12 protein-coding genes are annotated in these 14540 nt (G+C 56.9%); 10 read left to right on the top strand and 2 right to left on the bottom strand.

The window, feature by feature from the left end:
* Positions 1 to 212 precede the first annotated feature (212 nt).
* The 7 genes from IPP88_04720 to aroB all read left to right on the top strand — a co-directional run bounded on the left by IPP88_04720 (position 213) and on the right by aroB (position 7140).
* Complete coding sequence (locus IPP88_04720; protein ID MBL0122045.1) at positions 213 to 1310, top strand: pilus assembly protein PilM; 1098 nt, start codon at positions 213 to 215, stop codon at positions 1308 to 1310.
* The gene (locus IPP88_04715; protein ID MBL0122044.1) at positions 1307 to 1915 is read left to right on the top strand and encodes a PilN domain-containing protein; all 609 of its coding nucleotides are present in this window, start codon (positions 1307 to 1309) and stop codon (positions 1913 to 1915) included. Before IPP88_04720 ends, IPP88_04715 begins: the two co-directional genes overlap by 4 nt.
* Positions 1912 to 2574, top strand: a complete 663-nt coding sequence (locus tag IPP88_04710; protein ID MBL0122043.1) for a type 4a pilus biogenesis protein PilO — start codon at positions 1912 to 1914, stop codon at positions 2572 to 2574. The genes IPP88_04715 and IPP88_04710 overlap by 4 nt, the downstream gene beginning before the upstream one ends.
* Complete coding sequence (locus IPP88_04705; protein MBL0122042.1) at positions 2574 to 3104, top strand: pilus assembly protein PilP; 531 nt, start codon at positions 2574 to 2576, stop codon at positions 3102 to 3104. Before IPP88_04710 ends, IPP88_04705 begins: the two co-directional genes overlap by 1 nt.
* A gap of 74 nt (positions 3105 to 3178) precedes the next feature.
* The gene (locus IPP88_04700; protein ID MBL0122041.1) at positions 3179 to 5218 is read left to right on the top strand and encodes a type IV pilus secretin PilQ; all 2040 of its coding nucleotides are present in this window, start codon (positions 3179 to 3181) and stop codon (positions 5216 to 5218) included.
* Positions 5219 to 5420: 202 nt separating this feature from the next.
* A complete protein-coding gene (locus IPP88_04695) occupies positions 5421 to 6002 on the top strand; it encodes a shikimate kinase (protein ID MBL0122040.1) in 582 nt (193 codons plus the stop codon).
* Positions 6003 to 6021: 19 nt separating this feature from the next.
* Complete coding sequence (gene aroB / locus IPP88_04690; GenBank protein ID MBL0122039.1) at positions 6022 to 7140, top strand: 3-dehydroquinate synthase; 1119 nt, start codon at positions 6022 to 6024, stop codon at positions 7138 to 7140.
* A gap of 209 nt (positions 7141 to 7349) precedes the next feature.
* Here aroB and IPP88_04685 read toward each other — a convergent pair whose 3' ends face one another.
* Positions 7350 to 7661: a hypothetical protein gene (locus IPP88_04685; GenBank protein MBL0122038.1), complete on the bottom strand. Its 312-nt coding sequence runs from the start codon at positions 7659 to 7661 to the stop codon at positions 7350 to 7352.
* A gap of 113 nt (positions 7662 to 7774) precedes the next feature.
* Between IPP88_04685 and IPP88_04680 the strand changes: the two genes are divergently transcribed.
* Positions 7775 to 9382, top strand: coding sequence for an ABC transporter substrate-binding protein (locus tag IPP88_04680; GenBank protein ID MBL0122037.1), 1608 nt, complete (start codon positions 7775 to 7777; stop codon positions 9380 to 9382).
* Between the two features lie 64 nt (positions 9383 to 9446).
* On the opposite strand, the gene IPP88_04675 is transcribed toward IPP88_04680, so the two are convergent.
* Entirely contained in the window at positions 9447 to 10988 is a 1542-nt protein-coding gene (locus IPP88_04675; GenBank protein ID MBL0122036.1) for a M81 family metallopeptidase, read from the bottom strand.
* Positions 10989 to 11069: 81 nt separating this feature from the next.
* Between IPP88_04675 and IPP88_04670 the strand changes: the two genes are divergently transcribed.
* Together IPP88_04670 and IPP88_04665 are read left to right on the top strand one after the other, a co-directional pair.
* The gene (locus IPP88_04670; GenBank protein ID MBL0122035.1) at positions 11070 to 12629 is read left to right on the top strand and encodes an ABC transporter substrate-binding protein; all 1560 of its coding nucleotides are present in this window, start codon (positions 11070 to 11072) and stop codon (positions 12627 to 12629) included.
* 232 nt (positions 12630 to 12861) lie between these two features.
* Positions 12862 to 14511 (top strand): SulP family inorganic anion transporter, encoded by a 1650-nt coding sequence (locus tag IPP88_04665; GenBank protein ID MBL0122034.1) that lies wholly within the window; start codon positions 12862 to 12864, stop codon positions 14509 to 14511.
* Positions 14512 to 14540 lie beyond the last annotated feature (29 nt).

Here is a 14540-nt window from a genome sequence, read left to right as displayed (position 1 = left end):
GCTGAAGGAAGCGACCGTAATGTGTTGAAATGGTGGCCCAATGGTGGCCCTCAAGAATGTTGCAGCGCAATTAAAGTCTTTTCTAGCTTTGAAAGAAATTGCTTTACACGTCCACGGCTTGTTGCTAGGATTTAATGTAATTTGTGCGTAATAGGCCGTAAGTTTCACAAAAGGCCGTAAGTTCAAATCACTCCAAGGGCCAGGCAACCACCATGTTTAAAGAAAAACTGGCATCTCAGTTCGACTTTCTGAGGGCAAAGACACCGCCGTTAATTGGTGTTGATATCAGCTCGTCCTTTATCAAGATGGTCGAAATTGCAGAAGCGGGCAAGGGCCTCTATCGCGTTGAGCGGTATGTTATCGAGCCCTTGCCAAAAGATACCGTCACCGACGGCAACATCGCCAATATCGAAGCGGCGGGCGAAGTCATGAAGCGAGCCCACAAGCAAATGGCGACGCGCATCAAGAACATTGCCTTGGCGTTGCCTTCTTCCGCGGTCATCACCAAGAAAGTGTTGCTGAACGGCAATCAGCGTGACGAAGACATGGAATATCAAGTCCAGTCCGAAGCAAACCAGTACATCCCTTTCAGTCTGGACGAGGTCAATCTCGATTTTCAGGTGATCGGCCCGGCACCGAACAGCGAAGAGGAAGTTGAAGTGCTGATTGCTGCGTCGCGCAAGGAAAAGATTGAGGATCGGGTTGCCGTTGCGGAAGCCGCAGGATTGAAAACCACGGTCATGGATGTGGAATCCTACGCCTCGCTGGCCGCTTTTGAAATGATCAAGGGTTCTGCCACCGGCATTGAAAGCAAAGACGTCACGGCCATTGTCGATATCGGCGCCCTGACCACGCGTGTGACCGTCATGCACGAGGATCAGCAGGTATACTCGCGAGAACAGCAATTGGGTGGCTATCAGCTGACACAGGACATCTCTCGCCAGTTCGGGATGCCCATGGAAGAAGCCGAGGTTGCCAAGAAGAGTGGTGGGCTTCCGGACAACTACCACACTGATGTGCTGCAGCCGTTCAATGAAAAAGTTGTGCTTGAAGTTTCGAGAGCACTGCAATTTTTCTTTACGTCCACGCAATTCAACAAAGTTGATCACATCCTGCTTTGCGGCGGAAGTGCGGCGCTGGATGGTCTCGAGGAAATGATCGACCAACGCACCCAGGTACACACCATGGTGGCAAATCCCTTTGCCAATATGGCGTTGTCCTCAAAAATCAAGCCCCGCCAGTTAACCATAGACGCCCCGGCGCTGATGGTCGCGTGTGGCCTCGCCATGCGGAGGTTTGACCCAGCATGATGCGCATAAATCTACTTCCACACCGCGAAGAAAGACGCAAGGAGCGCCAGAAGCAGTTCGCGGTTCTGGCCGGCGGCATCGCCGTTCTCGGACTGGCCGTGGCAGCGCTGCTCTGGGTATTGTTCGACGGTCAGGTTGAAAACCAGATGGGCCGTAACAAGTACCTTAACGACGAAATCGCCAAACTGGAAAAACAGATCGACGAGATCAAGAAAATCCGCGAGGAAACAGCATCGCTACTGGGCAAGAAGCAAGTTGTCGAGGGGCTGCAGAGCAATCGCTCGGAACCTGTCTACTTGCTCGACCAGCTGTTACGGCAGCTTCCAGAGGGGCTTTATCTGAAGTCGATCAAACAGACCGGCACCAAGATCAATGTCACGGGCTACGCGCAATCGAATGCGCGGGTATCCGCATTCATGCGCAACATTGAGGCCTCCCCTTACCTCGAGAATCCGAATCTCATCGAAATCAAGGCCGTCACGGTAAACAGTCAACGCGCCAATGAATTCAGCCTCGATTTCGGCATCAGGCGAGCCAAAGCTGAAGATAGCAAAGGGGCGCCCAAGAAGGCTGATCCCGCAAAAACTGCGGAGAAAAAAGCATGAACAAGTGGCTTGAGGAACTCAAACAACTTGATACCAAGAATCCGGGAAATTGGCCATGGCCGTTCAAGGTGGCCGCGTTTCTCCTGATTTTTGTGCTCATTCTGGTGGCGGGCTACTTTGTTTTTTACAAGGACCAGCTGGACAATCTCGAGGCGCAGGAAAAAAAGGAAACCGAGCTCAAAACAACTTTCCTTGAAAAGAAAAAATTGGCCGTTAACCTTGAGGCTTATCAGCAGCAACGTGCCGAGATTGAGCAGTCCTTTGGTGCGCTTTTGAAACAGTTGCCGACTCGTTCTGAAATGGATGCCTTACTTATCGACATCAATCAGGCCGGATTGGGCCGCGGCCTGCAATTCGATCTTTTCAAGCCGGCGGCGGCGGAAACCACCACCGAGTTTTATGCCGAGCGTCCCATCAACCTGAAAGTCGTCGGCAATTATCATGACCTGGGCGCTTTTGCCAGCGACGTGGCGAAGCTGCCGCGTATTGTGCTGCTAAATGACCTCAAGGTTGACCTTGGCAAGGAAGGCGCTTTGAGCATGGAAGCGGTAGCCAAGACATATCGGTATTTGGACCCGGATGAAGTCGCCGCGCAACGAAAAGTGGCAAAGGGCGCGGCCAAACCCGGCGCGCCAGCCAAACCGGCGGGAGGCAAATGATGAAGCGCCACGCCAAATATGCGTTGATCTTCACCCCGCTTCTGATGCTCGCCGCGTGCGGCGAAGGGTTTTCCGATCTGCGCCAGTTCGTCAAGGAATCAGACAAGAGCGTCGTACGCAAGATCGATCCCTTGCCGCAGGTAAAACCGTTTGCGCCATTCGCCTACGAAGGCTTCGACCTGCCCGACCCGTTCAAGCCGCGCAAGCTTGCGATCAAGCAAAACGACAGCAGCGGCTTGGCGCCGGACATGAACCGCCGGAAGGAGCCGCTCGAAGCGTACCCGCTGGAACAGTTGAAGATGGTTGGTACGTTATCGCAGGCAGGTGTGACCTACGCGTTGGTCCGTGCAGAAAAAACGTTGTATCGCGTGAAAAAAGGCAATTATCTGGGTCAGAATTTTGGTCTTATCACCGAAATCACCGACACCGAAGTTAAATTGAAAGAAATCGTTCAAGACACCGCCGGAGACTGGACGGAGCGCCAAAGTGTGCTGCCGCTGCTCGAAGGAACTGTGGGAGGCAAATCGTGATTCAAACAAACCGGACAAACACTGCTCGATCGCTTGCGGGACGCTTGTTCGCGTATGCCGCCATTTTGGCGGGGATGGTATTCAGTGCCACCGCACATGCTCAAGCGGCTCAGGCCAACCTTCTTCAATCCATCGATACCTCCACGCTCCAAGGCGGCAAAGTGGTCATTCGCGTCAATTTCAAGGATGCTTTGCCCGCTGCTCCTCCCGGTTTTACCGTCACAAACCCTGCGCGTATCGCCATAGACCTTCCCGGCGTCTCCAATGGGCTCGGCAAGAATACGGTTGACATCGGTGAGGGAGATATCCGTTCCGTCAGCGTCGTCGAAGTCCCGGGACGCACGCGGCTGGTGGTGAATCTTTCCCGTTCGCTCAGCTACACCTCGGTGCTGGACGGCAATTCGCTGGTCGTGACGCTGGACAATACCCTGCAAAGCGCCGTCAAGGAATCCGCGGCGGTCACCAAGTTTGCGGAACCTTCGGCAACACTGGGTGTACAGAAACAAAGCCTGCGCGATATCGATTTCCGTCGTGGTGCGAATGGTGAGGGCCGCGTAATCGTGGATCTTTCCTCGGCCAGCACCGGCATTGATATTCGCCAGCAAGGCAAGAGCATCCTGGTTGACTTCATCAACACCACCATTCCGCGTAATCTGGTGCGGCGTCTGGATGTCATTGACTTCGCCACACCCGTTCGATTTGTCGACGTCATTGATCAGGGCGCGAACACCCGCCTCATCATTGAACCAAAAGGACTTTGGGAATATTCTGCCTACCAGACCGATACCCAGTTCATTGTCGAGATCAAGCAGCTCAAGGAAGATCCGAACAAGATGGTTCAGGGCGTGATTGGCTACGGCGGCGAAAAGCTCTCGCTCAATTTCCAGAACGTCGAAGTGCGCGCGGTATTGCAGGTGATCGCCGATTTCACGGGCTTGAATATCATTACCAGTGACACGGTTGGCGGCAGTTTGACGTTACGCTTGAAGGATGTGCCATGGGATCAGGCGCTGGATATCATCTTGCAAGCGAAGGGACTGTCGAAGCGCAAGAACGGAAACGTCGTACTGATTGCGCCATCGGATGAATTAGCCACCAAGGAAAAGCTGGCACTGGAGGCGAGCCAACAGATTTCCGAACTGGAACCGCTGCGCACCGAAAGCTTCCAGCTTTCATACACAAAAGCGGACGACGTAAAGAAGCTGGTTTCGGACAAGGATCAACGCATTCTTTCCAAACGCGGTAGTGCAACGTCGGATGCACGTACCAATACGATTTTCATCAATGACACCGGCTCAAAGCTTGATGAAGTGCGGCGTTTGATTGCACAACTGGACGTTCCGGTTCGGCAGGTGCTGATTGAAGCGCGCATTGTCATCGCCGATGATAAGTGGGGATCGCAGCTCGGCGCGAAGTTCAATTTTGCGGCAGGGTCCACGCAGCAAGGACGCAACATCGGCGTCGCCGGCAATATCGATAACGCCCACAACATTTCCAGCGGCGTCAAACCACTGAACACGGACACGCCAATCGCCGTTAATTTGCCCGTCATCGGCGCGGCAGGCTCGCTGGGTATCAATATCCTGAATATTGCGAACAGCAATTTGATCGAGCTTGAGTTGTCCGCACTTGAATCGGATGGACGCGGCAAGGTGGTCTCGAATCCACGCATCGTTGCGCCTGACAAGAAGAAAGCCACGATTACCCAAGGCACGGAAATCCCCTATGCGACCCAATCGGCGAGCGGCGGTACGACGATTCAGTTCAAGCCGGCAATCCTGTCGCTTGACGTAACGCCACAAATAACGCCTGACGACAAGATTCTGATGGAGTTGGAAATCAAGAAGGATTCTGTTGGACAGATTTTTGCTGGCATCCCGTCCATTGACACCAAGACGCTGAAAACATCGGTACTCGTCGACAACGGTGACACGGCTGTACTCGGCGGCATTTTTGAAACCGTGACGCGTACCGACGTCACCAAGGTACCGTTGCTGGGTGATATTCCGGTGATCGGAAACTTTTTCAAGAAGACCATCAAACAATCGGACAAGACCGAACTGCTGATTTTCATCACGCCGCGCATTATCAAGGAATCGTTGACCGTCCGTTAGGCGGCGTCGAATTGGAGCGTATTCTGATTAATTATTAAGATAATCTCCTGCTAACTGAACGGGGCGCTCGCAAGGGCGCCCCGTTTTGTTTGATAATTGGCCATCGTCAACGCAGCGCCCAAACGGGATTGCACGTCTTGTATCTGGCAAAGCACGGCGTCTGAAGCCTTTGATCAAATGCAAACAAAACTGTTGATGAATCATGCCGCCTAGCGAAAAACACAACCTCTATCTGGTGGGCATGCCTGGCTCCGGGAAGAGCACCATCGGCAAAGCGCTGGCGCGAAAACTGAAACTGCCATTTGTCGATGCCGACCACGAAATGCTCCAGCACACCGGCGTCTCCATCGCGACGATTTTCGAACTGGAGGGCGAGGCCGGGTTTCGCGCGCGCGAGGCTCAATTAATGGGCGAACTGTGCCGTCGCGAGGGCATCCTGCTCGCCACCGGTGGTGGCGCTGTATTACGCGAAGAGAATCGCCGTGCGCTCCGACAGACTGGCGTCGTCGTCTATCTTCACGCCAGCCTGGACCATCTCTGGCAGCGCACCAGGCATGATTCACGGCGCCCACTGCTGCAAGCCGACAATCCACGCGAGATCCTGAAGGCGCTACTCGAGACGCGCGACCCGCTCTATCGCCAAACGGCTAACGTGGTCGTTGAAACCGGACGCCAAAGTGCGAGCAAACTGGTCCATGATATTGCTGAAGAGCTGGCCCGTCGTCAGCTTTGGCCACCTGCAGAACCCGCGCCGGAAGCATCGACGAACACAACAACCACCTGACAATTATCGACATTAGCCAATGAATATCGCATCCTCAGCACCAACCACGCTGCAAGTGGCGTTAGGCGATCGTGCCTACCCGATCGTCATTGGTCCGCGATTGCTGAATGATGTCGCGCGCCTCCAGACATTCCTTCCCCAGCCGCGCGTTGCCATGGTCACCAATGAGACACTGATGCCCTTATACGGGGAGCGCTTTTTGCTGGCGCTTGCCGATGCCGGCGTCGCAGTCGTGCCGATCATTCTCCCGGATGGCGAAGTCTTCAAGGATTGGCCGACGCTGAATCGTATCTTCGACGCGTTGCTTTCAAACCGCTGCGATCGCAAAACCACGATCATCGCCCTGGGTGGCGGCGTCATCGGCGACATTGCCGGCTTTGCCGCCGCGACCTACCAGCGCGGCGTGCCATTTATCCAGATTCCCACCACGCTGCTTGCGCAAGTCGATTCCTCGGTCGGCGGCAAGACCGCCATCAATCACCCGTTGGGCAAGAACATGATCGGCGCCTTCTACCAGCCGCAGCTGGTACTGGCCGACACTGACACGCTCGCGACATTGCCCGAGCGCGAACTTCGTTCCGGCCTGGCGGAAGTACTCAAGTACGGCTTGATCCTCGACGCGGCGTTCTTTGAATGGCTGGAAGCAAACATGGAGGCGCTGCTGAAGCGCGATGGTGATGCGCTGGCTTATGCGATCAGGCGCTCGTGCGAGATCAAGGCGCAGGTCGTTGCGGAGGATGAGCGTGAAACCGCCGTGGAGGGTGGGCGCGCGCTGCTAAACCTTGGCCATACGTTTGGCCACGCCATTGAGTCGGCGCTTGGCTATGGCGTCTGGTTGCACGGGGAAGCCGTCGGCTGCGGCATGGCGCTCGCAGCACGTTTTTCAAATGAACTCGGCATGCTCGACAGAGCTTCGTGTGATCGCGCGCTGAAATTGATCGCGCGCGCGGGGTTGGTCGCCGACTTTCCGGATCGCATCTCACCCGACGAAATGCTCGATCACATGGGCCGCGACAAGAAAAATGAAGGCGGCGCGATTCGGCTGATTCTATTGAAACGCATTGGCGAAGCGGTTGTCGATGGCACCATCAGCGCGCCGCGCATTCGCGAGTTTCTTTCCAGGACGATGATCGCCTGAAAGGGAACTTCTATTTACCCCCTCCGTGGTGAGCCTGTCGAACCACACTTACTCTAAGTGCTTGTTTTACCATGCACCACGAGACCCTTCGACAAGCTCAGGGTGAACGGGGATGTGGTTAATAGAAGTTCCCGAAACGTAAACTCAAGCACTGGTGCGCCTTTCCAGCCATTAGTGCCCGGAAAGGCGCACCAGTGCTTGAGTTTGTGTCACTCAACCGAGTCCAGCCGCTTCAAGAAAACCGCCATCTCCTTCGCCGCCTGCTTGTCGCCTTTTGCAGTCGCCGCCGCAATACCAGATTTGTATGCGCCTTGGGCACCTTCTCTATCGCCCGCCTGCGCAAGCGCCTTGCCGAGCAACTTCCAGGCAGCCGAATAGCCGGCATCCTGCGCGACCGCCGCGCGTAAATGCTCGACAGCCCGAACGGCATCCTGCGCCTTTAGATATTCATTGCCGAGCGAAAACCTCAGCAAGGGATTGTCCTTCCCGCTCGCCAGCATTTTTTCAAAACTGTCGATCATGATCATGGCTTTCACCTATCCTCCGTGACACCGCATGCAACGCGGATTCCGCTATTATCACTATTCGGCACACGCGCAGCTCGCCATGCAACATTACAACAATGGAGAACCACATGATTCGCGCATCTCGTTTTCTACTTTCCCGCTTGTTCATTTCCGGCTTTCTGGCGCTACTGCTCACCACCGCGCTGCCCGCCGCCGCGCAAAGCAAGCCGCGCGATATCAATATCGGCCTGCAGGCGGCCATCACCTCGATGGATCCGCACTATCACAACCTGTCGCCGAACAATTCAATGATGCTGCATTTGTTCGAGCCGCTCATCAAGCGCGACGAGAATCAGAAACTGGTGCCGGGGCTGGCCACATCTTGGAAGGCCATCGACGACCTGACGTGGGAATTCAAGCTGCGCAAGAATGTGCGCTTTCACGATGGCTCACCTTTCACCGCCGAGGACGTGGCGTTCACGCTGAAGCGCGCACCCAATGTACCGAACAGCCCGTCATCGTTCGGCACCTTCGTCAAACCGATCGTCGACGTGAAGATCGTCGATCCCTACACCATCGTTTTCAAGACGGCCACGCCGCACGTTTTGCTGCCATCCGACCTGGCCTCGGTAATGATCATTTCCAAATTGCACGGCGACAAAGCTACAACCGAAGATTACAACTCCGGCAAGGCGGCCATTGGTACCGGACCCTACAAGTTCGTCGAGTACATACCCAACCAGCGGATCGTCGTGAAAGCCAACTATGGCTATTGGGGCGGCGAAGAGCCGTGGGACAAGGTCACATTCAAGATCCTCACCAGTCCGGCCGGACGGGTTGCCGCGTTGTTATCTAACGGCGTCGAGTTCATCGAGACCGTGCCCACCGCGGACATCACCAAACTCTCGGCCGACAAAAACTACTCGCTGGTCGACAAAGTGTCCAACCGCGTGATCTACGTGCACCTGAACCAGAGCACCGATAAATCGCCGCCGTTTGTGACTGCCAAGGATGGCAAGCCGCTCGACAAAAATCCGTTCCGCGACGTGCGCGTGCGCAAGGCCTTGTCGATGGCGATCAATCGCGATGCCATCGTCGATCGTGTGATGGAAAAGAAAGCCGTTGCCGCCGGGCAACTGTTGCCGGATTTTTTCTACGGCACCAGCAAAAAATTGAAGCCGGCAAAGTTTGATCCGGAAGGTGCAAAGAAGCTGCTCGCCGAAGCCGGTTACCCGAACGGTTTCGCGATGACCCTGCATGGCCCGAACAATCGCTACATCAACGATGCCAACGTCCTGCAGGCGATCGCGCAGTTCTATTCGCGCGTCGGCATCGACACCAAAGTCGAGACGATGCCATCTAACGTGTATTTCACCCGCGCCACCAAACTGGAGTTCGGTTACATGCTGCTGGGCTGGGGCACCGAATCGGGCGAACAGGGTTCGTCAATGCGTTCGCTGCTGGCAACGTATGACAAGGACAAGGGCATGGGCGTGACCAATCGGGGGCGTTACTCCAACCCGGCGTTCGACAAGGTGCTGTCCGCTGCGCTGGTCACCATGGACGACAAAAAGCGCGAATCCATGATCCAGCAGGCGGCGGAAATGGTGATGGGCGATGTCGGACTTATCCCATTGCATTACGAGGTCTCGACCTGGGCGGCGGTGAAAGGTGTGAAATACATCGCGCGCACCGATCAGTACACGCTGGCAATGGGCTTGAAGCCGGCGAAGTGACAAGCAGGAATTTCTTCTGGTAACACCAGGAAAAAGGCGCACTTGGTTGCGCCTTTTTCTTTTTTCATCCGGCGGAAGCCACCCACTCGGTATCCGCGTCGAGCGGAAATATCGGCCGCGGCACATTCTTGTAAGGTACGCGCGACAAGATCGGTGTGGTGAGGCCGGGCACATCGACTTCGATGATGCGTTCGTCGGGAAACAGTAAATCGAACGCCGCGCGAAAATGGCCGCGCGATTTGACAATCACCGCTCTTGCTTTCGCGATGTCGATGCCAAAGACTTCGAACATCGCCGTGTCCTTGCATTGCTGGCGCACGCTGATGACAACGACACGAATGCCGCCAACTTTCAGCAACGCCATCGGCCCGAGAATGATCTGGTGCCCAGCGGAGATGCCGCGCCGGCCAACAATGTTGCCGTCGTGCAATGCTTCAACCACCACGTCGGCGGCAAATTTGCCGGACAGCAGATGAGTTTCGTTGCGGTTGAATTGCGCGTGGAATGTTGCGCCCTTGCCTAGATCGTGCGCTTCCTTTGCGAGTTCCGGATCGAAGAACACACCTAATAACGCACCCTCCACGCCTGCCTCATGAAACGCCTTCAGAATCCACACCGTATTACCTCGTCCGCCGCCACCGGGATTGTCCGCGACGTCGGCAAACAGCAATGCGGGGCGCGATGATTCGCGGCCGCACGTAAGCGCCATGCGCGTTGCTTCGTCAATGGTGGTGAGTTTCGGGATGTAGCGATGGCGTTCGTCCCAAGTGCGTTGCGCGATATTCGTCGCGAGCGATTTCGCCAGTGCCGCATCATTGCGGGTAGTAACAATCACCGACATACCGTTCTTGACCGTATCGCCCAACGAAAAACCACTCACCACCGAGACGTTCATCACTCGTGAATCAACCTTCGATTGCCCGTAGGCGATGATGTCGGCATACGGCCCGGACTTGGTGTTTTGCGTGACCGAGGGCGGAATGAACGGCAGTTTCACGAATGCCGCCGTCGCCTTTTCACCCGCGAATATTTCGCGCATCAGCGCCGCGGATTCCTGGCCACGCTCAAACATGTCGATGTGCGGATTGGTCCGGTACACCACCAGCACATCGGCATTCGCCACCATTTTGGCCGACACGTTGGCATGCAGGTCGAGCGTGGCGATTATCGGAATATCCGGGCCGACGATCTTTCTGATTGCTTCCAGCAGCACACCATCCGGGTCAACCTCCACCGTGCCAATGGCGGCGCCATGCAGCGACAGGAACACGCCGTCCACCGGCATCACCGCTTTCAGGCGCGCGGTCATTTCGCGCACGACTTCATCGAAGAATGTCTGGTCGATCGGCCCGCTGGCGCCGACCATGGTGCCGATTAAGGGCAGCGGCGCCCATTCACCGCTTGCGTTCATGCCGTCGACGAAGCCGGACATGCATGTGGCGCCGCGCGGGTGTTCGGCCTGCCAGTCATCAGCCATCTCGTCACCGAACATCAAATAATTTTGCGCGAACTCTTCGCGTGTCGCCACGGGCGAGTGCGCGTTGGATTCGAGCATGAAGGTGCCCACGGCAATGCGGGGCTTTTGGGAATTTCGTGAAGTATTCATTGCGCCATGATAACCGCCGCGCATTGACCCCGCCACCACCCAACCGCGATAATCATCGCACTACTCACAAAGGGGCAGATCATGACGATACGACGAATCCTCATCGCGGCAATGCTGATCTGTTCCACGCCGCTTTCCGCGCAGACGCTGACGCTCGGCACCAAGCTCGAACTGAATACGCTGGACCCGCATTTCTTCTCCGCCTTTCCTACCGGTTCATCGCACGAGATGATTTACGAAAAACTCGCGGTGCTTGACGAAAAGCTGGTACCGCGCCCGCAGCTCGCTGAGTCATGGAAGAACCTTGACAATCTCACCTGGGAAATCAAGCTGCGCAAGGGTGTGGTATTTCATAACGGCGCGCCTTTTACTGCCGACGACGTGATCTTCACCTGGGAGCGCGTGCCCAATGTGCCGAACTCGCCCAACTCCTTTTCCCAGTTCACCCGCAGCGTCGAGAAGATCGTCAAGCTCGACGACCATACGATCCAGATGAAGACCGTGGCGCCATCACCGATGCTGCCGAACGATCTCGCCAACGTGCTCATCGTCTCCGCCACTGCCGCCAAGGGCATGACCACGCAGGACTTCAATTCCGGGAAAGCCGCCATCGGCACCGGTCAATACAAACTGGTTGAGTGGAAAAATGGCGAGCAACTCGTGGTCGAGCGATTCGACAAATACTGGGGGCCGAAGCCGACATGGGCGAAGGTCACCGAACGCGTCATCGCCAAAGACCCGACGCGCCTTGCGGCCCTGCTGTCCGGGCAGGTTGATGCCATCGACGCGGTGCCCAGTGCCGATCTGGCGCGAATCAAGGGCGACGGCAAATTTTCGTTATTCCATGGCCCGGCCGCACTGGTGCACTACATCGGACTCGATTCCGCACGCGCGGTTTCGCCTTTCGTTACCGCCAAGGATGGCAAAGCATTGGACAAGAATCCGTTACAGGATCCGCGCGTGCGAAAAGCGCTCTCACTGGCCATCAACCGCGCCCTGATCGTGACACGCATGATGGATGGCAGCGGCATTCCCGCGTCGCAATTACTCGATGAGCGGTTTCCCGGCTCACTGAAAGGCTTGAAACCGGATCCCTTCGATCTCGTCAAGGCGCAGGCGCTGCTCAAGGAAGCCGGCTGGGCGGACGGTTTTCGCATCGTCCTGCACGCCACCAATGACCGCTATCCCAATGACGCCTCGGTCGCGCAAGCTGTCGCGCAGATGTGGACGCGCCTGGGCCTGAAAGCGGAAGTTGAAACCCTCCCGGGGAGCCTGTTCTTCTCGCGCGCGTCCAAACAGGATTTCAGCGCCTTCACAGCACAGTACGGTGCGGAAGAAGCCGCCAACAGCCTGCGCGCGCTGGTCGCCACTTCCATCCCCGCCAAGGGTTTCGGCACCGCCAATCGCACGCGCTACACCAATCCCGTTGTCGATCAGTTGCTCACCGATGCGCTGCAGACCATGGATAACGAACTTCGCAACGAATTGCTGGGTCGCGCCATCCGTTTCGCGATGGCGGACCAGCCGCTGATTCCGGTGTTCTATCCGATCTTTGATTTTGCGACAAAAAAAGGCCTGACGGTGACGCCTCGTGCGCAGCGCCGCTTCAACGCGCTGATGATCAAGCCTTTGGGAAAGTAAGTGAATTATTGCAATCTTGTGTGGATTTCCGGCGGCGCGGTGAGATCGGCGCCGGCCAGTTTTCCGCATGCCGTTTTCGTTGGGTCGCTGACAACATTTTTCAAATACGCCCGCCTTTCGCTTGAGTAACGTGCCCGCGCCTTCAGTCACTCCTCCCACAGTGGCGCCGCGCTTCTTGCGGCGCTGGGCACCGGGACTTGCCACGCTGCTCGAATACCGGCGCGCCTGGCTCATGCATGACGTGGTTGCCGGGCTGGTACTCACCGCCATTCTGGTGCCGGTGGGAATGGGTTATGCGGAGGCATCCGGCGTGCCGGCGATTCACGGCCTTTACGCAACCATCATTCCCCTGATCGCCTACGCGATCTTTGGCCCGAGCCGCATCATGGTGCTGGGGCCCGATTCCACCCTGGCCGCGGTGATTGCCGCGCTGATCCTGCCGCTTGCGGGCGGCGGCGTTGAGCATGCCATTGCACTCGCGGGTATGCTGGCGATTCTGTCCGGCGCTTGCTCATTGCTGATCGGCTTCGCGCGCCTGGGAATGATCGCCGACTTGCTGTCGAAACCGATACGCCTCGGTTTCCTGAACGCCATTGCGCTCACGGTCATCATCGGACAGTTGCCGAAAGTGTTCGGCTTCGCGATCAAGGCCGAGACCTTGCCGGAGAAAGCCATGCTGTTGATTGAAGGCATCGCGGGTGGCCGGACAAATTCCGTCGCGCTCATGATCGGCACTACCTGCCTTGCGGTGATCTTGCTGGTCCGACGCTTTCGCCCGCAATGGCCCGGCATCCTGATTGCGGTGGTTCTGGCTACCCTGGTATCAGCGTGGTTCGATCTCTCGCAGACGACACAACTCTCCGTGGTCGGTGGACTGCCGCATGGGCTGCCGAATTTTCGCTTTCCCGACGTGACGTTGGACGAAGTCATGCAGTTGCTGCCGGGCGCGCTCATCATTTCTTTACTGTCGTTCGCCGATACCAGCTTGCTGTCGCGCGCGCTTGCGCAACGCGGCGGCTATCAGGTCAGCCAGAATCAGGAAATGATCGCGATCGGCGCCGCCAATATTGCCACCGGTGTGTTCCAGGGTTTTTCCATCAGCAGCAGCGCGTCGCGCACGCCGGTGGCGGAATCGGCCGGCGCCAGGACGCAGGTGACGGGACTGGTGGGGGCATTGGCGATCGCAATATTGCTGCTGTTCGCACCGACGCTTTTGCAAAGCTTGCCGAGCGCCGCGCTGGGCGCGGTGGTGATTGCCGCGTGCGTGTCGTTCGCGGACATTCCCGGCATGTGGGAGCTGGCGCGCTTGCGCCGCATCGAATTTGCGCTGTCGGTCATCAGCTTTCTGGGCGTCGCCTTTGTGGGTGTGATCGAGGGCATCTTCATCACCATCGCGCTCGCCATGCTGGTGCTGGTGTGGAACGCATGGCACCCGCACTTCGCGGTGCTCGCGCGTGTCGATGGCGCCAAGGGCTACCACGATGTCACCCGTCATCCGGAAGGCCGCGTGGTGCCGGGCCTAGTGCTATTTCGCTGGGACGCGCAACTCTTCTTCGCCAACGCGGAAATTTTTCGCGAGCAGGTGCATCGCGCGGTCGCGGTCGCACCCACACCCACGCAACGGGTCGTGGTCGCGGCCGACGCTATTTCCGATGTGGACTTAACCGCCGCCGAAGTCCTGACCACGTTGCATGGCGAGTTGACGCAGCAGGGGATCGAGCTGTGGTTTGCCGGCATGAAGGGGCCGGTCAAGGACCGCTTGAACCACTACGGCACCCTCGACATCATCGGCCACAATATTTTTTGCCCCACGGTCGGTCGGGCCGTTAACCTCTATCGCGAGGCGCACAAGGTGGATTGGAAAGACTGGGATGAAGAGTAGGCGTACTTGTGAAGCTACATATTAAACTC

The sequence above is a fragment of the Betaproteobacteria bacterium genome, assembly GCA_016720925.1.
GTDB lineage: Bacteria > Pseudomonadota > Gammaproteobacteria > Burkholderiales > Usitatibacteraceae > UKL13-2.
The sequence above is the reverse complement of the archived record's forward strand: the minus strand, read 5'-3'. Positions and strand labels throughout refer to the sequence as shown.

Excerpts from the sequence above, each read along its gene's own strand:
- IPP88_04680 (MBL0122037.1), top strand. The coding sequence starts at position 7,775 with ATGATTCGCGCATCTCGTTTTCTACTTTCCCGCTTGTTCATTTCCGGC.
- IPP88_04685 (MBL0122038.1), bottom strand. The coding sequence starts at position 7,661 with ATGATCGACAGTTTTGAAAAAATGCTGGCGAGCGGGAAGGACAATCCC.
- IPP88_04670 (MBL0122035.1), top strand. The coding sequence starts at position 11,070 with ATGACGATACGACGAATCCTCATCGCGGCAATGCTGATCTGTTCCACG.
- IPP88_04700 (MBL0122041.1), top strand. The coding sequence starts at position 3,179 with ATGGTATTCAGTGCCACCGCACATGCTCAAGCGGCTCAGGCCAACCTT.
- IPP88_04695 (MBL0122040.1), top strand. The coding sequence starts at position 5,421 with ATGCCGCCTAGCGAAAAACACAACCTCTATCTGGTGGGCATGCCTGGC.
- IPP88_04665 (MBL0122034.1), top strand. The coding sequence starts at position 12,862 with ATGCATGACGTGGTTGCCGGGCTGGTACTCACCGCCATTCTGGTGCCG.
- IPP88_04675 (MBL0122036.1), bottom strand. The coding sequence starts at position 10,988 with ATGAATACTTCACGAAATTCCCAAAAGCCCCGCATTGCCGTGGGCACC.
- IPP88_04710 (MBL0122043.1), top strand. The coding sequence starts at position 1,912 with ATGAACAAGTGGCTTGAGGAACTCAAACAACTTGATACCAAGAATCCG.
- IPP88_04705 (MBL0122042.1), top strand. The coding sequence starts at position 2,574 with ATGAAGCGCCACGCCAAATATGCGTTGATCTTCACCCCGCTTCTGATG.
- aroB (MBL0122039.1), top strand. The coding sequence starts at position 6,022 with ATGAATATCGCATCCTCAGCACCAACCACGCTGCAAGTGGCGTTAGGC.
- IPP88_04715 (MBL0122044.1), top strand. The coding sequence starts at position 1,307 with ATGATGCGCATAAATCTACTTCCACACCGCGAAGAAAGACGCAAGGAG.
- IPP88_04720 (MBL0122045.1), top strand. The coding sequence starts at position 213 with ATGTTTAAAGAAAAACTGGCATCTCAGTTCGACTTTCTGAGGGCAAAG.